We start from the raw sequence: 21,541 nt of genomic DNA, 5'->3' as shown, positions 1-21,541 counted from the left end.
GGGGGGGGGGGGGGGGGGGGGGGGCGGGGGCCCCCCGGGCCGGCGCCCCCCGCGGCCCCCCCCGCCCCCCCCCCCCACGCCCCGGAAGGACGATGGGACGGACGGGCAACCACCCCGACGCACCCAACGCCCCCGCCCCAGCAGGCCCAGCCACCCCCACCCCCGCCCGGAATCCAGCTCCCGCCCCAGCAGGCCCACCCACCCCCACCCCCACCCGCAATCCGTGCCCCCGCCCGGGCAGGCCCAGCCACCCCCACCCCCGCCCCGGATCCAGGTCCCGCCCGGGCAGGCCCACCCACCCCCACCCCCGCCCGGGATCCGTTCGGTGCCGCCCCGACGGGAGCCCCCCGGCCACCCCCGCCGTCAGGGGCGGCCCCGGTCGAGGTAGGCGAGGACCGCCAGGACGCGGCGGTTGTCGTCGTCCGAGACCTCCAGGGCGAGTTTGGCGAAGATGTTGGAGGTGTGTTTGGCCACGGCGCGTTCCGTCACCGCCAGTCGGGTGGCGATGGCCGCGTTGGACCGGCCTTCGGCCATGAGCTCCATGACCTCCAGTTCGCGGGGGGTCAGCCGGGTCATCGGCCGGTCCTGGCCCCGCCGGGACAGGAGCTGGGAGATGACCTGCGGGTCCATCGCCGTTCCGCCCGCCGCGACGCGGCGTATCGCGCCGGTGAACTCCTCGGCGTCGAAGACGCGGTCCTTGAGGAGGTAGCCGACGCCGCCGGCGCCGTCGGCGAGCAGCTCCCGCGCGTACAGCTGCTCGACGTGCTGCGAGAGGACGAGGACGGGCAGTCCGGGCCGGGCCCGCCGGGCCTCCAGGGCGCACTGGAGGCCCTCGTCCGTGTGGGACGGCGGGAGCCGGACGTCGACCACGGCGACGTCCGGCTGCGTCTCGGCGAGGGCGCGGGCGAGTTCGGGACCGCTTTCGACGGCCGCCGCGATCTCGAAGCCGTACGCCTCCAGCATGCGCACGAGTCCGTCGCGCAGGAGGAAGAGGTCCTCGGCTAGGACAACACGCAAGGGATCTCCATCGTCACCATCGTGGGGCCGCCGACGGGGCTGCTGACGGCCAGGACACCGTCGAACGTACCCAGCCGCCGTTCCATCCCGGCCAGGCCGGTGCCCGGCCCGGCCGCAGCGCCGCCGGTCCCGTCGTCGGTGACGGTGACGCGGAGGGAGCCGTCGGCGTGGCTGATGTCCACCCAGGCGCGGTCGGCGGCGGCGTGCTTGACCACGTTGGCGAGGGCCTCGCTGACGGCGAAGTACGCGGCGGATTCGACGGGCGCGTCGGCCCGTCCGGGGAGTCGTACGTCGACCTCGACGGGCAGGGGCAGCCTCAGGGCGAGGGCGCGCACGGCGTCGCCGAGGCCGCGTTCGGCGAGGACGGGCGGGTGGATGCCGCGGACCAGGTCGCGCAGTTCGGACAGTGCTTCGGCGGAGTTCTGCCGGGCCTGGGAGAGGAGTTGCTTCGCCAGGGCGGGATCCTTCTCCACGAGGGCCTCGATGGTGTTGAGGTGCATGCCCATGGCGACGAGGCGGGCCTGGGCGCCGTCGTGGAGGTCGCGTTCGATGCGGCGGAGTTCGGCGGCGGAGGCGTCGACGGCGTCGGACCGCGTCTCCTCCAGCCGGTCGATGCGCTGGGCGAGTTCGGCGGTCAGCGGTCGGCCGATCAGGCTCTTGGTGAGGAGGAAGTGCGCACGCAGCAACCGGTCGCCGTTCCGCATCGCCAGGTGCAGGACGACGATGCCCAGGGCGCCGGCGCCGAGGGCGGTGGCCTGCCCGTCGACCGGCACGAAGGCGTACCAGTAGGTGCCGGTGTCCCCCGCCAGCACCCGCCACAGGCCCGCCGCGAGGGCGATGCCCTCCAGCGCGGAGAAGAACAGTGCCAGCGGCAGGAAGGCGGTGACCCAGCCCGCCCACATGTCCACGAACAGCCAGCCGAGGTCGCGCCAGGTGGCCGGGTCACGCAACAGGGCCGCCGACCGTTCGAGCACGCCGAGGGCTCCGCCGCGGCGTACCTCCGGCAGCGGCAGGTACGCCGCCTCGATCCGCACGCCGGACCAGGCGGCGGCCAGGTCGCGCCGCCGGCCTGCGTGGGCGCGTACGGCGCCCAGCAGGGCGGGCAGTGCGAAGAAGCCGCCGACGGGGAGGAGCAGGATCGCGGTGATGGTCACGGTGAACAGGGCCGCGGATACCGGGAGGGCCTGCAGGGAGAGCAGGAATCCCCGCCCGGCCGCCCGCAGCGAGCTGCGTGTCTTCATGTGGTCCGTGGTCCTCCCCGAGCGGCCCCTCCGCCCCTTCCCGCCCAAGTCTCCGTCGTCGGTCCGTGGAGATCACTGGGGTGGGACCCCCGGCGGGGGGTGTACCTGGGTACACCCCCACTCACCCGACTGGCGGATGGCGGCGCGCCGTGCGCAGGCTGGAGGGGTGAGGACCGAGGCGCACGGGGCCGCCGAGGGCGGGGTGGCCGGGTTCCTGGAGAACCCGGTCGTCGGCATGGCGCCGTGGATCATCTTCTCGCTGCTCGTCGGACCGGGCCGGTTCGAGTTCGCGGTGGGGCTGGCCCTGCTCTCGGCGGTGGTGCTGGTGGTGGTGGGCCGGGTGGTGCACCGGGGCAGCTCGTGGAAGCTGCTGGAGATCGCCGACGTGGTGTTCTTCTCGGTCATGGCGGTCATCGGAGCGATGGCGGGCGAGGGCACGCTGCGGTGGCTGGAGACGTACGCGGGTGAGGTGTCGAACATCGCCCTGACCGTGATCGCCTTCGGCTCGATCGCCGTGGGCGTGCCGTTCACCATCCAGTACGCGCGTGAGCAGGTGGATCCGGCGTACTGGGACACGCCCGCGTTCCTGCGGACCAATCGGATCATCACGGCGGCGTGGGGACTGGCCTTCCTGGTCGCGGCGGTCGCGGGCGCCTTCGGCGACCTGGTGCTGCGGAACCCCGACAACCTGTGGACGGGCTGGATCATCCAGATCTTCGCGATCGTGGCGGCGTTGAAGTTCACGGTCTGGTACCCGGAGGTCGCCCGTGCCCGGGCGCGGCGGGAGGCCGGTGCGCCCGGCCCGGATCCCCCGGGCGCGGGCGAGTTCGTGCTGGTCCTGGCGGGGCTGCTGATCCCCGTGGGGATCGCGGTGTTGGTCTTCGACGACGAGGTGTGGTGGCTGGGCGTGGTGCTGATCGCGGTGGGAACGCTGCTGACGACCTTGCTGACGCCCAAGAGGCCACAGGCGAAGCCGCCGCCGCCCCCGCCCCAGCCCCCGCCCGGCGGATGAGGCCGGGCGCCGTGCCCGTTCCCGTGCCGGCGGGCTCTTGCCCTCAACCGCACTTGAGCTCCTACGGTCTTCGCATGGCCCTCATTACGGGGGGCTCCGCACCGAAGCACCAGGAGGGGATCCCATGACCACCCAGCAGCTCTCCGACGCCGAACTCGCCGGACAGCCCGCCGCGTACTGGACCGGTCTCGCCTACGAGGCGCTCATCGCGTTCACCCGGGCCCGGATGACCGAGAAGGGCTACACCCAGCCCCAGTTCTGGCTGCTGCGCAATCTCTCGGTGAACGATCTGTCGGCCGACGGGGAAGGGATGACGGTTCCCGAGCTGAGGGAAGCCATGGCCTCCTACCTCCGGCCCGAGGACGATCTGGCCGCGGAGGCCGAGGTGCTCCTGGTACGCGGCTGGCTGACCCGGGACGCGGAGGGCCGGCTGTGGCTCACCGAGGCGGGGGAGCAGGCCCGCGTCGAGCTCGCGCGCAACGCGCCCGCGATCCGCGCCGCGCTCCACGAGGGCATCGACGACGCGGACTACGTCATCACGATGAAGGTGCTCCAGCGGCTGATCCGCAACGCGGGCGGCGCGGTCTAGCGGATGCCCTCGGCCGCCGCCCAGCGGGTGAACGCGGCCCAGTGGTGGGGGGCCACCGCGAGGGTGGGGCCGGCGGGGGTGGCCTTGGAGTCGCGCACGTGCACGGTGTGGGGGCAGGCGGCGACCTCGATGCAGTCACCGCCGCCGCCGTCGCTGCGTCGACGTCGGCAGCGCCTCCCACCGGCCCTGGCCGCCCGGGGTGACGCGGCCCGGCTTCGTGCCCGTGCCCGCGGTCGACGGGCGGACCTGGCCGCTGGCCTGGCGGCACCCGGCCACCGACGGGCACCGCTTCGTGCACGGGCTGCTGCTTCACCAGGCCAGCTGGGCGATCTCCTCCGCGACCACCGCGCAGGCGTCCGCCGCCGGGTCGATCAGGGGGAAGTGACCGACGTCGGCCAGCAGGGTCAGCCCGACGGTCTCGCCCGCCTTCGCCGCGGCGTCGACGTACGCGTCGGAGACCGCGACCGGGACCACGATGTCGGTGCTGCCGTGCACGATCGCGGTCGCGATGCCGGTCGGGAGCAGCGCCGCCGGATCGGCGTACGGCCGGCGTGCCGTGAACAAGGCTTCTCCGCCCAGGAGTTGCTCGGAGGCGCCGCCGCAGACGGCGAGTTCCCCGGCCACCGTGAAGTCCGCGATGGGGGCCAGCGCCACCACGCCGCGCAGCTGCGGCGGGCAGGGCAGCCGCCAGGTGCCGGGGGCGTCCGGGGGCAGGACGTGCCGGGCGGCGGCCCAGAGGGCGAGCTGGCCGCCGGCGGAGTGGCCGGTCAGGACGGTGCGGCGGGGGTCGGCGGTGGGGAGCGCGGTGGCGGCGAGGGCGGGGAGGGCGTCGAGGGCGGCGGCGACGTCGTCGAAGGTGTCGGGCCAGCGGCCGGCGACCGGGGCGGAGGCCCCCTGGTGGGGCAGGGCGCTGCCGCGGCGGTACTCGATGTTGGCGACGGCGAAGCCCTGGCGGGCCAGGAAGTCGGCGAAGGGGGTGATGTGCAGGCGGTCGTAGGGGGCGCGCCAGGCGCCGCCGTGCAGGACGGCCACGAGGGGGGCCGGGCCGGTTCCGGTGCGGGGGGCGTAGAAGTCGACGACCTGGTCGGGGTGGTCACCGTAGGCGGCGGTGGCGTCGGGCGGGACCGCCGGGTGGGAGAAGGCCGAGGCTTCCTCGGCGGCGTCCCGTTCCACTGCGGGGTCCGTCATCGGGTCGACACCTCTTCGGTACGCGGGGGACTGCTGGGACACGTGTTCCGGGCAGCGGGACGGTACCAGCCCCCGGGGAGCCCGGATCGGCGGATTCCGGCCAGGGCGGGGGCGCGGTTCGGACGGGCGGTCCGCGGCTGCGGCGGGGCGGGACGTTTCCGCCCGCCCCGCCGCAGCCGGCGGCCCGTCACCCGAATATGTGACCCAGCGTCCGGGCGGCCCGCTCCGCGTCGGCGAATCCGACGTACAGCGGGGTGAAGCCGAAGCGCAGGACGTCGGGGGCACGGTAGTCCCCGACGACCCCGCGGCGGACGAGTTCGGCCATGACCCCGGCGGCGTCCTCGCAGCGCAGCGAGATCTGGCTGCCGCGCTCCGCGTGTGCGGTGGGAGTGACCGACTCGACCCGGCCGGGCGGGACGTAGGCGTCCACGCATTCGAGGAAGAAGTCGGTCAGGGCGAGGGACTTGGCGCGCACCTCGGCCAGCGAGACCCCGTCCCAGACGTCCAGGGCGGACTCCAGGGCCAGCATGGACAGGATGTCGGGGGTTCCGACCCGGCCGCGCCGCGGGCCTTCGGCGGCCACGTACTCCGGGCTCATGGCGAAGGGCTCGGCGTGCGAGTTCCAGCCGGGGAGCGGGGAGTCGAAGGCGGCCTGGTGGCGTTCGGCGACGTACAGGTAGGCGGGCGCGCCGGGTCCGCCGTTGAGGTACTTGTACGTGCAGCCGACGGCGAGGTCGACGCCGTGTTCGTCGAGGCCGACCGGGAGGGCTCCGGCACTGTGGCAGAGGTCCCAGACGGACACGGCGCCGGCCGCGCGCACGGCCCGGGTGAGGCCGGGCAGGTCGTGCAGGCGGCCGGTGCGGTAGTCGACGTGGTTGAGCAGGACGACGGCCGTGCGCGGGCCGAGGGCGCCGGGGACGGCGGCCGGTTCGACCGGGACGAGGCGCAGGCCGGTCATCCGGGCCGCGGAGGCGGCGATGTAGCCGTCGGTGGGGAAGGTGGTGGCGTCGACGAGGAGTTCGTCGCGGCCGGGGTCGTCCGCGACGGCGAGGCGGGCGGCGGCGACCAGGGCCTTGAACAGGTTGACGCTGGTGGAGTCGCCCACCACGATCCGGCCGGGGGCGGCACCGACCAGCGGGGCGATCCGGTCGCCGATCCGCTCGGGGGCGGTCCACCAGCCGCTCTCGGTCCAGGAGCGGATGAGCAGCTCGCCCCATTCGCGGTGGACGACGTCGGCGACGCGGTCCCCGACGGCGGCCGGGAGGGCGCCCAGCGAGTTGCCGTCCAGGTAGACGACGCCCGGGGGCAGGGTGAACCGGTCGCGCAGCTTGCCGAGCCCGTCCTCGGCGTCGAGGAGCTCGGCGCGTATGGAGAGGGGGGTCTCAGACATGGCTGCGGGCCGTCCACAGCTCGGGGAAGACGTTCTTCTGGGCGCGCTTCTCCAGCCAGGCGACGCCGGCGGAGCCGCCGGTGCCGGTCTTGGCGCCCATGGCGCGGCGGGTGGCGACGAGGTGGTCGTTGCGCCAGCGCCAGACGAGTTCGGCGACGTCGGTGAGGGCTTCGCCGAGGCGGACGAGTTCGCCGTGCTGGTCGCGGTCCGAGTAGATCGCGGTCCAGGCGGCTTCGACCTCGGGCGCGGGTTCGTAGCGGCGGGACAGGTCGCGCTCGGTGACGCCGTCGGGGATGGCGTGGCCGCGGCGGGCCAGCAGGCGCAGCACCTCGTCGTAGAGGCTGGGCTCGTGGAGGGCCTTCTCCAGTTCCGCGTGGACGCGGGGCGCGCCGCGGTGCGGGACGAGCATGGAGGCGGACTTCTCGCCGAGCAGGAACTCCATCCGGCGGTACATGGCCGACTGGAAGCCGGAGCCCTCGCCGAGGGCGGCGCGGTAGGCGTTGAACTGGGCGGGGGTGAGCTGGGCGATCGGCCGCCAGGAGGCGTTGAGGGATTCCAGCTCGTAGGTGGATCGTTTCAGCGCGTCCAGGGCGACTTCGATCCGGTCCTCGCGCAGGGCGCGGGCGGCGGTCTCCCACTCGTGGACGATGACCGTGAACCACAGCTCCATGACCTGGGTCGTGACCAGGAAGACCATCTCGCCCGGGTCGTCCGAGCGGGGGTGCTGGAGGTGGGTGAGGACGTCCGCCTGGACGTAGTCCTCGTACGGGGTCGTGCCCGCGAAGTCGAGGTTCGGGGTGTCCGAACCGCCGGCTCCGGAGGCATCAAGGGAATGCGACATCGCTGTCTCCTCGACACGAACTTCCGGGTAGCGGTCCGCTCCTTCCTGCTGGGAAAAGTGGAGCCCCGGTCCCCTGCCCGCATCATATGCCCGCATCCCGGAGGGTGGGGGGTGTGAGCAGCGCCACCTTCGCGCCGTTCCGCGCACCACCCTCCGGGGGCCGGCCGGCGGTCTTCCGCAGGTCAGCCGACGGTCTTCCGCAGGTCAGCGGGAGGTCAGCGGGAGGTCAGCCGAGGGTGTCGGCCGCCGTCGGCGAGGAGTCGCGGAGGAAGGTGGAGCAGCGCTCGTACTCCTCCTGCTCGCCGATCGCCTGGGCGGCCCGGGCGAGGGCGTGCAGGGCGCGCAGGAAGCCGCGGTTGGGCTCGTGCTCCCACGGCACCGGGCCGTGGCCCTTCCAGCCGGCGCGGCGCAGGGCGTCCAGGCCGCGGTGGTAGCCCGTGCGGGCGTAGGCGTACGACTCGACGGCGCGGCCGGCCTCGAAGGCGTCGTCGGCGAGGCGGGCCCAGGCGAGCGAGGAGGAGGGGTACTTCGCGGCCACCTCGGCCGGATCGGTGCCGGCGGCCAGGGCGGTGCGGGGCTCCGGGTCGTCGGGCAGGTGGGTCGGGGCGGGTCCCCCGAGCAGGTTCTCGTGAATGGCCATGGTGCCCAGTCTGCTGCACGGGGGAGGGAACCGCCGGTGAGGGGCGTGTGGACGCTTCGTGGTGTGGCCTCCCCACCACCGGAGGGCTCAGGTTGGTGTCCGGCCCACCTCCCCCCGTACCGGTCCTCCGACCGAACGTGTACCTGCCAGTCGTTGGAGGGGGAGAGCCGTGACCGCTGTAGTCGCAGAGACCGTCGTGCCCGCGTCCCAGACCGCCGTACGGATGATTCCGGTGCCGAGGCCGATGCCGGTGCCCGGGCACGTACCGCTGGCCCCGCCGACGGCCGTCCCGGCGGGCGGCCCGGTGGTCCGCCGGAGCCGGGGAGCGCTGCGGCAGGACCCGGTGCACGAGGCCGCCGAGGACCTGTGCGCGGCGGTGTTCCGTTCGCTGCGGCGGCGCGACCAGCGGGACAAGGCCCGGCTGTACGTGCGGGGGCTGCTGGCGGCGGAGGGCCGCAAGTCGATCCGGAACATCGCGCTGCAGACCGGCGGGCCGGCCTCCGAGCAGAGCCTGCACCACTTCATCTCCGACTCGACCTGGGACTGGCAGCCCATCCGGGCGGAGCTGACCCAGTACCTGGGGGCCAGCGCGCCGCTGACCGCGTGGGTGGCGCAGCCCATGGCGATCCCCAAGGGCGGGGAGCAGTCGGTGGGCGCGGGCCGGCACTTCGACCCGCACCGCGGGCAGATGTTCCGCGGTCAGCAGGCCTTCGGCGTGTGGTTCGGCTGCCCCGAGCTGGTCACCCCGGTGGGGTGGCGGCTGCGGCTGCCGGAGGAGGGGCCGGGTGCGCGGGCCGAGCGGCCGGTGGCGTTCCCGGGCGGCCCGGGGTACGAGACGTACGACGCGTACGAGGACTGCGCGGTGACCGGGGTGCTGGAGACGGTCCGGCAGGCCGGGCTCGCGCCGCGGCCGGTGGTGCTGGACGTCCGGGGCATCGGCACCCGGTCCACGATGAACCGGTTCGCCGAGGCCAGGGTGCCGGTGCTGGCCCGCATCGACCCGGCCACCCGGCTGGTGGTCACCGACCCGGCCGTGCCGGGGTACGGCGTGGGCACGCTGGCCGCCCGCAACGTACTGCACAACGTGCGGGGGCTGCGGACGCCGGTGGACTGGTCCGACCCGCAGCGGCCGGGTGAGCGCCGCACCACGTACGTGGCGGCGGTGCGGGTGATGATCCCGGACCCGTCGGCGGCCCGCCGGCGCCACCTGATGCTGGTCGGCGAGTGGACCGAGCCGGGCCGGCCGCCGGCCGAGCTGTGGATCACCGACCTGATCCGGCCCGCTCCGGCGGTGCTGCTGCGGCTGAGCAAGCAGGCCCGGCGGGTGTCGGTGGCGTCCGCGACCAGCGCGCAGGAGATCGGCATGCGGGACTTCTCCGGCCGCTCGCTGCCGGGCTGGCACCGGCACGTGACGATGGCCTCGGTGGCCCACGCGGCGCGCGCGATGGCCGAGAGCCAGCTGCTGGGGCCGGGCCGGGCCTGACCGGCGGGCCCGGGCCGTGGGCTCAGTGGCGGTCTGGGTCGGGGCGGAGCACCTGGCGGGTGCGGTGCAGCCGCAGGGCCATCTGGATCTCCAGGGCGCGGGAGGGTTTCTGCCAGCCCTCGCCCAGGAGTTCGGTGATGCGTTCCAGCCGCCGCGAGACGGTGTTGGCGTGGACGTGCAGCGCCTCGGCCGAGTGCGTGGGGCTGCCCCCGGAGTCGAAGTACGCCTCCAGGGTGCGGGTGAGTTCGGTGATCCGGGCCGCGTCGTACTCCAGCACCGGCCCGATGGTGGAGTTGACGAACGCGTCGACGTCGTGGTCGGCGGAGAGCAGCAGTCCGACGAAGCCGAGTTCGCTGAGCGAGGCGCTGCCGCCGGCGCCGCCGAGCGCGGTCAGGGCGTCGAGGCAGCGCGCGGCCTCCTCGTACACCCGGGCCACGGAGAACGCACCGGCCGTGGGGCCGGCGGCCCCGGTGGAGACGGGGTGCCCGAGCAGCGGCGAGAGTTCGGCGGAGACCTGGCGGGCGGCGTCGGAGGCGTCGGCTCCGGGGAGCAGCAGCACGATGCAGCCGCGCCGGACGCCCTTGAGTCCGCCCATCCGGTACGCGTAGGAGCTGGCCCAGGCGACGGCCTTGCCGAGGTCGCCGCCCTCCGGGCGGGCCACCACCACGGTGTGCGGGGCGTCGAGGTCGATGCCGAGCCGGCGGGTGCGTTCGTACAGGTGGGCGTCGGAACGGTCGGCGCGGTCGGGGTGGTCGCCGTGGGCGGTGAGGTCGGTGCGCGGGCCCCGGTCGAGGAGTTCCTGGAGGAGTTCGTCGCGTACGGGGCCCTCGGCTGCGGCCGTCCCGCGCTGGATCAGCATGAGGGAGGCGACGGACAGGGCGGCGAGTTCCAGCAGGCGGACGTCTTCCTCGGTGAGCGGCGCGGAGGCGCAGAGCACGAGGACGCCGAGGTCCTCGGCGCCGGCGGTCACGGCGGTCACCCATACGTCACCGGGCAGTTCGGCGGGCCGGCCCTCGGTGTGCGCGCGCAGCGCGGCGCGGGCCACGGCGGACTCGTCGAGCTGGGGGAAGGCTTCGGAGGAGGTCAGCGGCCGGCCTCCGGGGTCGCGCACCTGGACCACGCCGTCCAGCGCGTCGGCGGTGGCGCGGGCGAGGGGGCCGAGGCCGGTGCCGTCCAGGACCAGCCGGGCGAGTCGGGCGTGGCAGTTCCAGAGGTGCCGGACGCGGGTGAGGGTGGTGTGGGTGGCGGAGCTGAAGTGCTCCAGCTCGGTGACCTCGTCGCGGGTGCGTTCGTTGCGGGCGGCCTTCTCGGCGGCCACGGACGCGAGGTCGACGAGCGGCAGCAGGAGGCCCACTTCCCCGGGGCTGAAGCGGCGCTCGTGGCGGTTGGCGCCGTAGAACACGCCGAGGACGCTGCTGCCGTGGCGCAGCGGGACCGCGATGGCGGCGCGGACGCCTTCGCCGTGGACGAGTTCGTCGACGGCCGGGGTGTGCGGGAGGGCCGGGTCGGCGAGGTAGTCGGCGGTCCAGACGGGGGCCCGGCGCCGGCGGGCGAGCCCGCCGAGGCCGCCGCGGCAGTGTCCGAGCTCCATGCCGAGGTGGTAGGAGCTGGTCTCGCCGTCGGAGACGCGGATGTAGCTGGTGCCGTCGGGGCGCTCGAAGCTGATGTGGACCAGGTCGAGGCCGAGCAGGCGGCGGGCCCGGCGCGCGATCATGCGCAGCACGGTGTCCGGGTCGTAGGGGGCGGCCAGGTCGTGGGCGGTGTCCACGAGTACGGCGGCCAGGGAGGTGCCCGCCGGTTCGACCGCGGTGCCGGCAGTGACCGGGGTGCCCGCGGTGACCGGGGTGTCCGGGATGACCGGGGTGTCCGGGGTGTCCGCGGGTTCGGCCGCGGTGGGCGGGGCCGGGGTCGGCGCTGCGGCGGCCGCGGGTGCGGGCTGGGGCCCGGGCTGGGGCTGGGCCGGCGGTTCGGCCGGGGTGGGAGGGGGCTGGGCCGCGGCGTGGGAATCGGCTGGTTCCAGCCGCACGGGGGTGGTCGCGGCGAGTGCGGCGGGGAGCTGCCCGGCGTCCGGATCCGGCCGGTCGGGAGCGGCCGGGGCGGGGCCCTGCGACGGGGCGTGGGCCGGGCACGGCGGCTCCGCGGGGGTGTTCACGGCGTACGGCGCAGGGCCCGGCCGGTCCGGGCCCGGGGCCGCCTCGCCCGTCAGGGCGGTGGCGGGCGTGCCGGTGCCGTCGGTCCCCCGTGCCGTGTCCATTCCCCCCCTGCTTTCCGTTCCCCTACGGAATCAAGCCGTTCGAACCTAGGTTCACGATCGATCGCGGTCAAGTGAACAACGCAGCGGGGGAGTTGCTGTACGCAGCACTCCGGCCACCACGGTGCCCAGCCGCCGGACGGAGTCCAGGGCCGCTTCGCTGTGGCAGTCGGAGTACCACAGGGGCAGCACCTCGGGCGCGGTCTCGCGCATGCCGAGCCGGTGCACGAAGGCCTCCAGCTCGCGCTGCCGTTCGTAGGCGTCGTACGCCCCGTACGGAGAACCGCGGAGGTGCCGCGGGCCGTGTCCGTCCACGAAGACGGCCGCGGGCTTGCCCTGCCAGGTTCCACGCCGCAGGGCCTCACATTCCGGCAGCGGTGCGCCGAGGACGTAGCCCCCGGCCGCTTCCAGCAGGGCCCACTGGGGTTCGCCGATGCTCTCGACGTCCACCAGCACGCTGCGCACGCCGGCCTCCGCCACTCCGTCGCGAGCGGCGTAGGCCTGCGGGGAAACGCGGCCGAGCCGGCCGCTGTGCACCACCGCGATCAGCGGTGTCCTTCTCGCCATCCGATCCGTTCCTCGCCGTGCCGGCCGAGGTCACCGGCCCCAGCCGGAGTCGTACGCGCCGCTGTCCATACCGTGTGTCCACCTCATCTCGGCTTGCACCTTGTCCGTCGGTCCGGTCGCCGCCCGCCGGCCCCCCGGGCCGGTGTCGCCGCCTTGCTGCGAACCTGTCGATCTGCGCTGTCACCGGCCTGGTCGGCGTCGGCCGGCATTCCGTCCGGGTCCTCAGGCGGCCCCCCGCAGGAGGGTCCGGCGGACCGCCCGGGTGGCGTCCGCGGGGCTCCGGCCGAAGTCCGCGGCGAGCACGTCGACGAGTTCCCGGTAGGCCTTGAGGGCCCGGCCGGAGGCGGCCGCGTGCAGTTCGGAGCGGAGTTCCCGGTGGCGTCCGAGGGCGAGTTGGGCCTCCACCCACTGGCCCAGGACGGCGACGCGCGTCTCCTCCAGGCCGGCGATGCGGGCGGTGAGCCGGGGGCCGGCCGTGATCCCGTCGAAGGCCGGCCCCCGCCACAGCCCGAGCGCGTCGCGCAACCGCCGGGAGGCGGTCTCGTGGTCGCCGCGGGCCATCGCGCGGTAGCCCGCCCCGGCATGCCGCGCGAACTCGTGGACGTCGCTGCGGCCGCCGCCGGTGTCCAGCAGGTAGCCGCCCGGCACCGCCCGCAGGACGGTCTCCGGGGTGCGGCGGGCCGCCGGGTCGCCGGCCGCCGCGAGCAGCGTGCGGATCTGGCGTACGCAGGTCAGCAGCAGGGAACGGGACACCTCGGCCGGGGCGTGCTCGGTGAGCTCCTCGGCCAGGACCGAGGCGGGTACGAGCTGGTCCGGGCAGGCGGCGAGCACGGCGAGCACCTGCCGTGCGGCTGCCGTGGCCGGCACCACGGCCAGTCCGTTCTCGCGAACGCTGAGTCCTCCGAGCACCTCGATGTCCACAGACCTCTCCCCCCGGTGATGTCATGGCGGGACCTCGCCCCGCGAAAAAAATAGTACTCATACGTTTTTTTCTTGGGAACAAGGCCGGTTCCACTTGCCCGTCCGGAGCGGCCCGCGTGCCCCGGGACAAAAAAGAATCCCCTGCTCAGAGCGGGGGATTCCGCACCGTGCAGGGGGAGTTGTGACGTACCTCAAGCCCTTCGGGGCGTACGTCAGAGGGTGTCCGGGACGGCCCGTCCGAGCAGTCGCCGGGCCTCGCACCCGCACGGCCCGGTGGTGTGCGGGCCGCCGCCGGGGCCGTGGAGCGCGCGGCCGCCGCGGCCCGGGGCGGTGTCGAGGCGTACCGCCACGGCGGGCACCACGATGCCCGGCAGCACGCTCGTGTAGAGGGCCGACACCTCACGGTCCAGGTCCAGTCCGAGCGTGTGCGACATGACGTTGAGCCCGGCGAACGAGCCGACGACCAGCCGGGACGGCTCCGCCGGGTCCACGTGCGGGAGCAGTTCGCCGCGCTCCCGGGCCTGGGTCAGCAGCGCGGTGTGCAGGTCGATCCAGCCCTGGTAGGGAGCGGCCCGGTCGAGGCCGCGCCCGCCGTGCTCCAGGGTCAGGCGGGCGCTGCCGCGCAGCAGGACGTCGCGGGTGAGCCGGTGCGAGAAGATCATCCCGACGTCGACGAACTCCTGGGCCTTGAACAGCTGCGGGGTGTGGACGGGCTCGATGGCGACCTGGACCTCGATGACCGCCTGCGCGAGGGCTTCCTTGGAGTCGAAGTGGAAGTACAGCGCGCCCTTGGTGACGCCGGCGAGCTCGACGATGTCCGAGAGTTTCGCGGCGTCGTAGCCACGGCTCTCGAACACGACGGCGGCCGCCTCCAGGATCGCCTGGCGGGTGCGCAGGGCCCGGTCCTGGGACACCCGCGCTCCCGGTTGGGGCCTCTCGGCCCGTGTTTCGGTCCCCACGCATACCTCCGGGTATGTTTCCGGGGTCCAGGCTTACACGATGGTGAAGCCGCCGTCCACCGGCATCGTCGCGCCGGTCACGAAGGAGGCGCGGGGGCTGAGCAGCCAGGCCGCGGCCTCGGCGATCTCGGCCGGGTCGGCCGTCCGCGGCTGCGGGACGCCCGCGTTGACCTGCTCCTCGATGCCGGGCACGGCCGCGAACCAGGCCTCCACCACCTCGGTGCGGGTGGTGCCGGGGGCGATGGCGTTGACCCTGATCCCGTGGGCGGCGTACTCGGCCGCCGCCGCCTTGGTCATGCCCAGTACCGCGTGCTTGGCGACGACGTAGGGAGCGGCCACCTGAGTGGCCATCAGGCCCGCGACGCTGCTGTTGTTGACGATGGCGCCGCCGCCGGTGGACAGCATCGCGGCGAGCTCGTCGCGCAGGCAGTTCCACACCCCGCGGACGTTGACGTCCATGATCCGGTCGTAGAGCTCGTCCTCCATCTCGTGCAGGGGGGTGCGGCCCTGGCCCCAGCCGGCGTTGTTGAAGGCGCAGTCCAGCCGCCCGAACCGGCGGACCGCCAGGTCGACCGCCTCCGCCGTGTCGGAACGGAGGGTCACGTCGGCGACCGCGTACTCCGCCTCGGCGCCCTGGGCCCGCAGTTCGCCGGTCAGCCGCTTGAGGTGGTCCTCCCGGCGGGCCACCAGGACCAGCCGGGCACCCTCCCGGGCGAACACCCTGGCGGCGGCGGCCCCGATGCCGCTGCTGGCCCCCGTGATGAGTGCGACCTTGCCTTCGAGCAGACGCTCTGCCATGACCCCTCCTTGGTGTGACGTTCGGACCGGCCGCGGGAGTTGGCGGCGGCCGACCCGTACCCGAAAAAAATACTCCGGGGTATGCTCCATGCAGACGGGGCCCTGTCCCGCCCGTCGGGGGACAGGCGGGCCAGGGCCCCGGCTGGGTGGTGCGCGCTTACTTCAGCTTGGTACCGGTGGAGCGCAGGTTCGCGCAGGCCTCGGTGACCCGCTGGGCCATGCTCGCCTCGGCCAGCTTGCCCCAGGTGCGCGGGTCGTAGGTGGACTTCTTGCCGACCTCGCCGTCGACCTTCAGGACACCGTCGTAGTTGCGGAACATGTGGTCCGCGACCGGGCGGGTGAACGCGTACTGGGTGTCCGTGTCCAGGTTCATCTTCACGACGCCGTTCTCCAGCGCGGTGGCGATCTCCTGCTCGGTGGAGCCGGAGCCGCCGTGGAAGACGAAGTCGAACGGGCTGGTCTTGCCGTACTTCTCACCCACGCCCTGCTGGAGGTCCTTCAGCAGCTCGGGGCGGAGGACGACGTTGCCCGGCTTGTAGACGCCGTGCACGTTGCCGAAGGAGGCGGCCAGCAGGTAGCGGCCCTTCTCGCCCAGGCCCAGGGCCTCGGCGGTGCGGATGGCGTCCTCGACGGTGGTGTACAGCTCGTCGTTGATCTCGTGGGTGACGCCGTCCTCCTCGCCACCGGTCGGGGTGATCTCGACCTCGAGGATGATCTTGGCGGCGGCGGCGCGGGGCAGCAGCTCCTGGGCGATCGCCAGGTTGTCGGCCAGGGTCTCGGCGGAGCCGTCCCACATGTGCGACTGGAACAGCGGGTTGCGGCCGGCCTTGACGCGCTCCTCGGAGACGGCCAGCAGCGGGCGGACGTAGCCGTCCAGCTTGTCCTTGGGGCAGTGGTCGGTGTGCAGCGCGATGTTGACGTCGTACTTCGCGGCGACGATGTGCGCGAACTCGGCCAGGGCGACCGCGCCGGTGACCATGTCCTTGCTGTGCTGACCACCCAGGAACTCCGCACCACCGGTGGAGATCTGGATGATGCCGTCGCTCTCGGCCTCCGCGAAGCCGCGCAGTGCAGCGTGCAGGGTCTGGCTAGAGGTCACGTTGATGGCCGGGTAGGCGAACTTGCCTGCCTTCGCCCGGTCGAGCATCTCGTTGTAGACCTCAGGGGTTGCGATGGGCATCTGTCCGCTCCTTGGATGTGCGGGAGTGTCTGGTTACTGGCCCTGACCTGGGGGCGACGTCGCCGTCGGGCCTATCTTTCCAGACTCCGGCACACCCTCCACCCCGCGGTGGCGGAGCGTTTCACGTGAAACACTCCGCCCCTGAGAAAGACGCAGGTCAAGCGCCTCGTCCGGCGAGCGGGACCAAAGTCACCGGTTGTCCGGCCCTTGGTCAGGCCAGCCCGAGGTCCTCGAGCTGGTAGCCGGTCAGGTACTCCAGACCCGCCTCGGCGATGGCTCCCGCCGCGCCCCGGTCCACGATGGTGGCGACCGCCACGACCTCACCGCCGGCCTCACGGACGGCCTCGACCGCGGTCAGCGGGGAGCCGCCGGTGGTGGAGGTGTCCTCCACGACCAGGCAGCGGCGGCCCTTGACGTCGGTGCCTTCGATCCGGCGCTGCATGCCGTGGGCCTTCTGCGCCTTGCGGACCACGAAGGCGTCCAGGCGGGAGCCGCGGGCGGCGGACGCGTGCAGCATGGAGGTCGCGACCGGGTCGGCGCCCAGGGTCAGACCGCCGACGCAGTCGTAGTCCAGGTCCTTGGTCAGGTCGAGCATGACCTGGCCGACCAGCGGGGCGGCCTCGCCGTCGAGGGTGATCCGGCGGAGGTCGATGTAGTAGTCGGCCTCGCGCCCCGACGAGAGAATCACCTTGCCGTGGACCACGGCCTTGTCCTTGATCTGCTGGAGCAGCTCACCACGCACGTCACTCATGCCGCCAGCTTACGGGCGGCGCCAGGTCCAGGTGGTCGCGACCTCCAGGGGGTCGACCGGGGTCACCAGGCGGGGCAGGGTGTTCAGCCCGTTCGGCGGTCCGGACTGCGGCTCGACGCACACCGCTTCCCGCTGCTCGTCGTAGACGACCACCCAGTCGGCCCGGCTGGTGATCCTCAGCTCCAGCGCGCCGGGCCAGGTGAGGGTGACGTCGACGCCGAACGGCATGCCGAAACAGTCGTCCCAGGGGCCGGGCCGCGGGTCGATGCGGCGCCCGGTGGGGATGTGGTCGTCCCCCCGCTCCTCCTGCCAGGCGGGGTCGAAGCCGATCCGGACGTCGCCGCCCTGCCCCAGGTTCCGCAGGAACCAGGGGTGCCAGCCGGCCTGGGCCGGGAAGGAGTCGTCGTAGGTCTCGATGCCCATGCCGAGGGTCAGGGAGTTCTCGGTCAGCTCGAAGGTCTGGGTGACCCGACCGCTGTACGGCCAGGGGTCGGCCAGGTCGTAGACGAACGCAGCCTCCGCCTTCTCCACCCGGGCCGGCCGCCAGGCCGCGTCCCGGCCGAATCCGTGGATGGCGTGCGGCGGGGCGTTGACCGGCATCTGGTGCCGCACACCTCCGTTGCGGAACTGCCCCAGCTCCATCCGGCCGCACCACGGCACCATCGGGAATGCCCCGTACTTCTCCCCCTGGCGCAGGAGCTCCGTACCGTCCACACGCAGGCTGCTGACGCGGCAGCCGTTCTCCTGGTCGACGGTCACATCGACGCCGGGGGCGCTCAGTTGCGTAGTCATGCCCCGACCCTAGAGGCTGCGGACGGCCTAGACCCGGCGGCGGCGCAGGGCGCGGCCGACGACCACGGCGCCGGCGAGGGCGACCGCGGCGGCGGGGGCCAGCCAGCGCAGACCGCTGCCGGTGGTGGTGGCGTCCGGGGCGGGTACGGGCGCGTAGCGACCGCGCGGCGGGGCGTGGTCCACCTCCTCCGCGCTGCGGCCGATCATGGTGCGGCGGGCGTGCGCGGCTTCGGCCGGGGGGTACTCCTCGTCGAGGCCGGCGGCGAAATCGCCCCCGAGGAAGGGGTCCAGGGAGGAGGGGGGCACCTCGGCCTCGAAGACCGACCCCGGGCCGGTCAGCCCGTCGGGACCCGGTGCCGCCCCCGCGTCCGCCACGTCCGCCACGTCCGCCGTGTCGTCGGTGTCGGTGTCGGTGTCGGCAGTGTCTGCTGTGCCGGCCCCCGCCCGGGACGCGTCGTCGGAGCGGTCCGGGGCCGCCGCGCCGGCCCTGCCGTCCTCGGCGGCCCGCAGCAACTGGTCGGCGGCCCGGTCCAGCAGCCGCTGGACGGTGGTGACGGTGGCCACCGGATCGAAGGCGGCGGCCCGGCCCTCGGCGGTTGCCCCGGCGGTGAACTCCAGCCGGGTGCCGCCCTCGGCGGGCGCCAGCCGCAGCTCCACGAGGACCTTGACGTTGCCGGTGCCGCGCGCCTCGGTGCCCTCGCCGGAGACGACGAAGGTGTCCTCGTCCCGTTCGGTGACCGCCAGCGCGCCCCGGTAGGTGACGGTGCTCCCGCCGACGCGGAGCCGGAGCCGCCCGGCCAGCGGCCCGGCCTCCGCGTCGGCGTCCTGCTGGAGTCCCGGCACGCAGCGGACCAGCCGGACCGGATCGCGCAGCACGGCGCGGAGGGCGGACACGGACACCGGGACGAACACCTGATGCTCCATGGGCCCGAGCCTAGCGCTGCCGGGCCCCCTTGCACCCGCCCGGAGCCGCGGGTGTCTCCCCGCTCAGAACGAGGCGTAGCGGGGGTGCGGCAGCGTCGACGGGGGAAGCCCCGGGATCCGCAGCCGGCGCGCGTCCTCGGACGCGGCCCGCAGTGAGGCCGTGGTCAGCGAGCGCAGCCGGCCCGCGGCGGGGTCGACGGCCGGCTCCGGTGCGCGGCCGCGGCCGGCGAGGACGAAACCCCAGTCCTGCGGCGCGGCCGCGGTGCCGGCCCGCCCCGGGGTGCGGTCGGGGCCGGCGGCGAACCCGGACCTCCGGCCGCCCGCCGCGTACGGGGTGGTGCGCAGGCCCGCCGCGCGCAGGGTGGCCTCGACGGTCCAGTACGCGCGGGGTCGGGTGGACAGCGGCCCCCCGTGCACGACGATGCGGCCGCCGGGGCGCAGGGCGCGCGCGGCCAGGCCGTAGAACTCCTGCGAGTACAGCTTGGTGCTCGGGGTGATGCCCGGGTCGGGCAGGTCCGAGACGATGACGTCGTAGCGGCGGGAGGCGCCCGGGCCACGGAGCCAGCCGAACGCGTCGGCGGTGACGACCTCGGTCCGCGGGTCCTCGTACGCCCGGCCGTTGAGCGCGGTCAGCTGCGGGTCGGTCCGGGCCAGGCGCACCACGCCGGGGTCCAGCTCCACCAGGGTCAGCTCCGTTACCCCCGGGTAGCGCAGGGCCTCCCGGGCGGCCAGGCCGTCGCCGCCGCCCAGGACCAGCACCCGGGCGTGCGGACCGTTCATCGCGGGGTGGACCAGGGCCTCGTGGTAGCGGTGCTCGTCGTGTCCGCTGACCCGGAGCCGTCCGTCGAGGTAGAGGTCGAGGGAGCGCGGCGGCCCGTCGGCGGGGCCGGTGACCACGAGTTCCTGCACGCCGGTCTGTACGGCGAGGCGGACCTCGGTGCCGTAGACGGCGGCCCGCGCGACCCGTTCGAAGTCGTCGGACAGCGCGGTCGCCGAGCCGAGCACGGCCAGGACGGCCGCGTTCCCGAACAGCAGCAGCCAGCGGGCCCGGGCGCTCAGGTCGCGGCGGAACAGCCACAGCACCAGCGCCCCGCCGACGGCCGCGTTGACCATGCCGGTGAGCATGGCGCCGGTCAGCTGGCCCAGCAGGGGCAGCAGCAGGAAGGGAAACGCCAGGCCGCCGACCAGGGCACCGACGTAGTCGGCGGCGAAGAGGTCGGCGACGGCTCCCCCGGCGTCCTGACGGCGGATCCGCTGGATCAGAGTCATCAGCAGCGGGATCTCGGCGCCGATCAGCACTCCGATGGCCAGCGAGAACGCCACCAGGGCGGGCCGGGACTCCCCCAGCCAGGCGAAGGTGGCGTAGAGGGCGCTCGCGGAGAGGCCGCCCACCAGCGCGAGCACGGCCTCGATCACGGCGAACCCGGCCGCCGGGGCGGCCCGGAGCCGTTTGGCGAGGAGGGAGCCGACGCCCATGGCGAAGACCATCACGGACAGCACCACGGAGGTCTGGGTGACGGAGTCCCCGATGAGGTACGAGGCGAGGGCGAGGAGTTCGAGCTCGTAGACGAGTCCGCAGGCCGCGCAGACGAACACGGTGGCCAGGACGAGGAGTCGGCCGGTCCGGGGCCGTACGGGCAGGGCGGCGGCCTGGCGGGCGGGCGCCGCGGCCCGCGGCGCCGGCACCACCGGGACTACCCCGCGGGGGACGGAACGGTCGATCATGCAGCGAACCGTACGTCACTGCATCCCCGCGCCCGGTCACCCACATGGGTGTAACTGGAGTGAGCGCTCCGGCAGTTGGAGTAACGGTGCAGAAACGATCGCGCGCCCCGGCGCGGACGTCCGCCCGCACCCCGGAAGCTGCCCGGGCGCGGCCTACAGCGCGGGCGCCGCCATCCGCACGCCGACCCTGGTCCGGGTCGCCACCAGCTGCCCTTCCTGTGGGTAGGCGTGCCAGGTGCGCCAGCGGACCTGGCCGTCGTGCCGCTGCGCGAGCATCGCGGTGAAGGCGTGCGGATCGCCCGGAAAGGTGCCGGCCAGCCCGTTCGGGTGGTCCGCGACCAGGGCGAGCAGTTCCTGCGCCCGCCCGGCGAAGGAGCCCTTGGACAGGGTCTCGACGCGCGCGGCGAACTCGTACTCCCAGTCGCCGACGCGCTTGGCGACACCGAGCGGCAGCGGCGTGCTGCTGCCCGGGATGCAGGCCACCGTCTCGGAGCAGAGCACCTGCCCCTCTTCCAGCAGCACCTGGTGGGAGGCCCCGAGGAGCCGCAGTTCCACCTTCGCGCTCGCCAGTTCGAGGTTCAGTACGGCCAGAGCGGGCAGCGGATCCCGGCCCAGGGCCCAGGCGAGGTCGGCGGCACGCGTGTCCGTGTAGGTGGTCTGGAGGGTCGTGAGCATGAGTCGGCTCCGCAAACGCGCGAGGGAGAGGGGCCGGAACCCCGCCGGCGTGCTCGACGGGTGAGGGGTCACCGGCTCGGGTCCACAGGAAGTCCCGCGAGGTCCGGGGACTGGTCTACTCAACCGAGGGAATCATGAAGGGCACGGCACTCACAGCGTTTTTACCCAACTTGAAGGGGTTTACATCCCTCCGGGGGCTACCCAGTTCACGTGTTCAACACTTCGCCCCAACGCCCGGTGGCCCGGCGGAAGTTGCCCGGACCCTCCGGGTACCGCCGGGCCTGCGGAAACGCCCCGCGCGATCAGCTCCCGCCGCCGCACCCGCCGCCGCCACCGCCACCGCCGCCGCCCCCGCAGGAGGACCCGGAGGAACCGGAGGAACCCCCGCAGGAGGACCCGGAGGAGCCGGAGGAGCCGTCCGCCCACCAGAAGGAGGACGACGAGGACGAAGACGAGGACGAGGAAGACGACGAGGACGACGGGCGGTGGGCGCCGCGCCGGCCCGCCGAGACGGCGAAGGTGGTGATCACACCGACCACCAGCAGGATGAAAAGGACGAAGACGACGGCCTCGAACACGGACCTCGCCCCCTTTCGC

21 protein-coding genes and 1 pseudogene are annotated in these 21,541 nt (G+C 74.1%); 3 read left to right on the top strand and 19 right to left on the bottom strand.

From position 1 onward, the window contains the following. Positions 1-363: 363 nt before the first annotated feature. Positions 364-1,017: a LuxR C-terminal-related transcriptional regulator gene (locus tag ACFY61_RS29720; protein ID WP_389477019.1), complete on the bottom strand. Its 654-nt coding sequence runs from the start codon at positions 1,015-1,017 to the stop codon at positions 364-366. After that, on the bottom strand, positions 1,002-2,258 hold the full coding sequence (locus ACFY61_RS29715; RefSeq protein ID WP_389477017.1) for a sensor histidine kinase: 1,257 nt from the start codon (positions 2,256-2,258) through the stop codon (positions 1,002-1,004). The genes ACFY61_RS29720 and ACFY61_RS29715 overlap by 16 nt, the downstream gene beginning before the upstream one ends. Positions 2,259-2,424: 166 nt before the next feature. Here ACFY61_RS29715 and ACFY61_RS29710 point away from each other — a divergent pair, with 166 nt between their 5' ends. Both ACFY61_RS29710 and ACFY61_RS29705 read left to right on the top strand, forming a co-directional pair. Further along, complete coding sequence (locus ACFY61_RS29710; protein WP_389477015.1) at positions 2,425-3,270, top strand: hypothetical protein; 846 nt, start codon at positions 2,425-2,427, stop codon at positions 3,268-3,270. 124 nt (positions 3,271-3,394) lie between these two features. Beyond that, on the top strand, positions 3,395-3,859 hold the full coding sequence (locus ACFY61_RS29705) for a MarR family transcriptional regulator (protein ID WP_389477013.1): 465 nt from the start codon (positions 3,395-3,397) through the stop codon (positions 3,857-3,859). Here ACFY61_RS29705 and ACFY61_RS29700 read toward each other — a convergent pair. The 5 genes and pseudogenes from ACFY61_RS29700 to ACFY61_RS29680 form a co-directional block, all read right to left on the bottom strand. Further along, positions 3,856-4,014 (bottom strand): annotated as a pseudogene (locus tag ACFY61_RS29700) (DUF397 domain-containing protein); the annotation flags it as partial. The gene ACFY61_RS29705 and the pseudogene ACFY61_RS29700 sit on opposite strands and share 4 nt — an antisense overlap. A 154-nt stretch (positions 4,015-4,168) precedes the next feature. Beyond that, positions 4,169-5,047 (bottom strand): alpha/beta hydrolase, encoded by an 879-nt coding sequence (locus ACFY61_RS29695; RefSeq protein WP_389477011.1) that lies wholly within the window; start codon positions 5,045-5,047, stop codon positions 4,169-4,171. 187 nt (positions 5,048-5,234) lie between these two features. Further along, positions 5,235-6,437 carry a kynureninase gene (gene kynU / locus ACFY61_RS29690; protein ID WP_389477009.1) on the bottom strand — a complete coding sequence of 401 codons (1,203 nt, stop codon included), beginning with the start codon at positions 6,435-6,437 and terminating at the stop codon, positions 5,235-5,237. Further along, positions 6,430-7,278 carry a tryptophan 2,3-dioxygenase family protein gene (locus ACFY61_RS29685; protein ID WP_389477007.1) on the bottom strand — a complete coding sequence of 283 codons (849 nt, stop codon included), beginning with the start codon at positions 7,276-7,278 and terminating at the stop codon, positions 6,430-6,432. The genes kynU and ACFY61_RS29685 overlap by 8 nt, the downstream gene beginning before the upstream one ends. A 226-nt stretch (positions 7,279-7,504) precedes the next feature. Further along, on the bottom strand, positions 7,505-7,918 hold the full coding sequence (locus ACFY61_RS29680; protein ID WP_389477005.1) for a DUF3151 domain-containing protein: 414 nt from the start codon (positions 7,916-7,918) through the stop codon (positions 7,505-7,507). A 169-nt stretch (positions 7,919-8,087) separates the two neighbouring features. Between ACFY61_RS29680 and ACFY61_RS29675 the strand changes: the two genes are divergently transcribed. Continuing rightward, on the top strand, positions 8,088-9,401 hold the full coding sequence (locus ACFY61_RS29675; RefSeq protein ID WP_389477003.1) for an IS701 family transposase: 1,314 nt from the start codon (positions 8,088-8,090) through the stop codon (positions 9,399-9,401). 22 nt (positions 9,402-9,423) lie between these two features. Here the strand turns inward: ACFY61_RS29675 and ACFY61_RS29670 are convergent, their stop codons facing one another. The 12 genes from ACFY61_RS29670 to ACFY61_RS29615 form a co-directional block, all read right to left on the bottom strand. Further along, entirely contained in the window at positions 9,424-11,655 is a 2,232-nt protein-coding gene (locus tag ACFY61_RS29670) for a helix-turn-helix domain-containing protein (protein ID WP_389477001.1), read from the bottom strand. Positions 11,656-11,706: 51 nt separating this feature from the next. Next, entirely contained in the window at positions 11,707-12,219 is a 513-nt protein-coding gene (locus ACFY61_RS29665; RefSeq protein ID WP_389476999.1) for a hypothetical protein, read from the bottom strand. A 222-nt stretch (positions 12,220-12,441) separates the two neighbouring features. After that, positions 12,442-13,140, bottom strand: coding sequence for a BTAD domain-containing putative transcriptional regulator (locus ACFY61_RS29660; RefSeq protein ID WP_389476997.1), 699 nt, complete (start codon positions 13,138-13,140; stop codon positions 12,442-12,444). A gap of 212 nt (positions 13,141-13,352) precedes the next feature. Next, positions 13,353-14,054 carry a ScbR family autoregulator-binding transcription factor gene (locus ACFY61_RS29655; RefSeq protein ID WP_389476995.1) on the bottom strand — a complete coding sequence of 234 codons (702 nt, stop codon included), beginning with the start codon at positions 14,052-14,054 and terminating at the stop codon, positions 13,353-13,355. 78 nt (positions 14,055-14,132) lie between these two features. Further along, positions 14,133-14,897 (bottom strand): SDR family NAD(P)-dependent oxidoreductase, encoded by a 765-nt coding sequence (locus ACFY61_RS29650; RefSeq protein ID WP_389476993.1) that lies wholly within the window; start codon positions 14,895-14,897, stop codon positions 14,133-14,135. A gap of 157 nt (positions 14,898-15,054) precedes the next feature. After that, the gene (gene fbaA / locus ACFY61_RS29645) at positions 15,055-16,077 is read right to left on the bottom strand and encodes a class II fructose-bisphosphate aldolase (protein ID WP_389476991.1); all 1,023 of its coding nucleotides are present in this window, start codon (positions 16,075-16,077) and stop codon (positions 15,055-15,057) included. A 211-nt stretch (positions 16,078-16,288) separates the two neighbouring features. Further along, on the bottom strand, positions 16,289-16,828 hold the full coding sequence (gene pyrE / locus ACFY61_RS29640) for an orotate phosphoribosyltransferase (RefSeq protein WP_389476989.1): 540 nt from the start codon (positions 16,826-16,828) through the stop codon (positions 16,289-16,291). A 9-nt stretch (positions 16,829-16,837) separates the two neighbouring features. After that, positions 16,838-17,620, bottom strand: coding sequence for an aldose 1-epimerase (locus ACFY61_RS29635; RefSeq protein ID WP_389476987.1), 783 nt, complete (start codon positions 17,618-17,620; stop codon positions 16,838-16,840). A gap of 27 nt (positions 17,621-17,647) precedes the next feature. After that, positions 17,648-18,544 carry an SRPBCC domain-containing protein gene (locus ACFY61_RS29630; RefSeq protein ID WP_389476985.1) on the bottom strand — a complete coding sequence of 299 codons (897 nt, stop codon included), beginning with the start codon at positions 18,542-18,544 and terminating at the stop codon, positions 17,648-17,650. A gap of 63 nt (positions 18,545-18,607) precedes the next feature. Next, a complete protein-coding gene (locus ACFY61_RS29625; protein WP_389476983.1) occupies positions 18,608-20,269 on the bottom strand; it encodes a polyamine aminopropyltransferase in 1,662 nt (553 codons plus the stop codon). Positions 20,270-20,422: 153 nt separating this feature from the next. Next, complete coding sequence (locus ACFY61_RS29620) at positions 20,423-20,944, bottom strand: DUF2617 family protein (RefSeq protein ID WP_389476981.1); 522 nt, start codon at positions 20,942-20,944, stop codon at positions 20,423-20,425. 302 nt (positions 20,945-21,246) lie between these two features. Further along, the gene (locus ACFY61_RS29615; protein WP_389476979.1) at positions 21,247-21,522 is read right to left on the bottom strand and encodes a hypothetical protein; all 276 of its coding nucleotides are present in this window, start codon (positions 21,520-21,522) and stop codon (positions 21,247-21,249) included. Positions 21,523-21,541 lie beyond the last annotated feature (19 nt).

Origin of the sequence: Streptomyces sp. NPDC012888 (assembly GCF_042900645.1) — a bacterium.
In the GTDB taxonomy this organism is placed as follows: Bacteria; Actinomycetota; Actinomycetes; order Streptomycetales; family Streptomycetaceae; genus Streptomyces.
The sequence above is the reverse complement of the archived record's forward strand: the minus strand, read 5'-3'. Positions and strand labels throughout refer to the sequence as shown.

Bases quoted from the DNA above. Each gene is read 5' to 3' on its own strand.
- ACFY61_RS29715 (WP_389477017.1), bottom strand. From the start codon at position 2,258: ATGAAGACACGCAGCTCGCTGCGGGCGGCCGGGCGGGGATTCCTGCTC.
- ACFY61_RS29705 (WP_389477013.1), top strand. From the start codon at position 3,395: ATGACCACCCAGCAGCTCTCCGACGCCGAACTCGCCGGACAGCCCGCC.
- ACFY61_RS29695 (WP_389477011.1), bottom strand. From the start codon at position 5,047: ATGACGGACCCCGCAGTGGAACGGGACGCCGCCGAGGAAGCCTCGGCC.
- kynU (WP_389477009.1), bottom strand. From the start codon at position 6,437: ATGTCTGAGACCCCCCTCTCCATACGCGCCGAGCTCCTCGACGCCGAG.
- ACFY61_RS29685 (WP_389477007.1), bottom strand. From the start codon at position 7,278: ATGTCGCATTCCCTTGATGCCTCCGGAGCCGGCGGTTCGGACACCCCG.
- ACFY61_RS29680 (WP_389477005.1), bottom strand. From the start codon at position 7,918: ATGGCCATTCACGAGAACCTGCTCGGGGGACCCGCCCCGACCCACCTG.
- ACFY61_RS29670 (WP_389477001.1), bottom strand. From the start codon at position 11,655: ATGGACACGGCACGGGGGACCGACGGCACCGGCACGCCCGCCACCGCC.
- ACFY61_RS29665 (WP_389476999.1), bottom strand. From the start codon at position 12,219: ATGGCGAGAAGGACACCGCTGATCGCGGTGGTGCACAGCGGCCGGCTC.
- ACFY61_RS29650 (WP_389476993.1), bottom strand. From the start codon at position 14,897: ATGGCAGAGCGTCTGCTCGAAGGCAAGGTCGCACTCATCACGGGGGCC.
- fbaA (WP_389476991.1), bottom strand. From the start codon at position 16,077: ATGCCCATCGCAACCCCTGAGGTCTACAACGAGATGCTCGACCGGGCG.
- pyrE (WP_389476989.1), bottom strand. From the start codon at position 16,828: ATGAGTGACGTGCGTGGTGAGCTGCTCCAGCAGATCAAGGACAAGGCC.
- ACFY61_RS29635 (WP_389476987.1), bottom strand. From the start codon at position 17,620: ATGACTACGCAACTGAGCGCCCCCGGCGTCGATGTGACCGTCGACCAG.
- ACFY61_RS29630 (WP_389476985.1), bottom strand. From the start codon at position 18,544: ATGGAGCATCAGGTGTTCGTCCCGGTGTCCGTGTCCGCCCTCCGCGCC.
- ACFY61_RS29625 (WP_389476983.1), bottom strand. From the start codon at position 20,269: ATGATCGACCGTTCCGTCCCCCGCGGGGTAGTCCCGGTGGTGCCGGCG.
- ACFY61_RS29620 (WP_389476981.1), bottom strand. From the start codon at position 20,944: ATGCTCACGACCCTCCAGACCACCTACACGGACACGCGTGCCGCCGAC.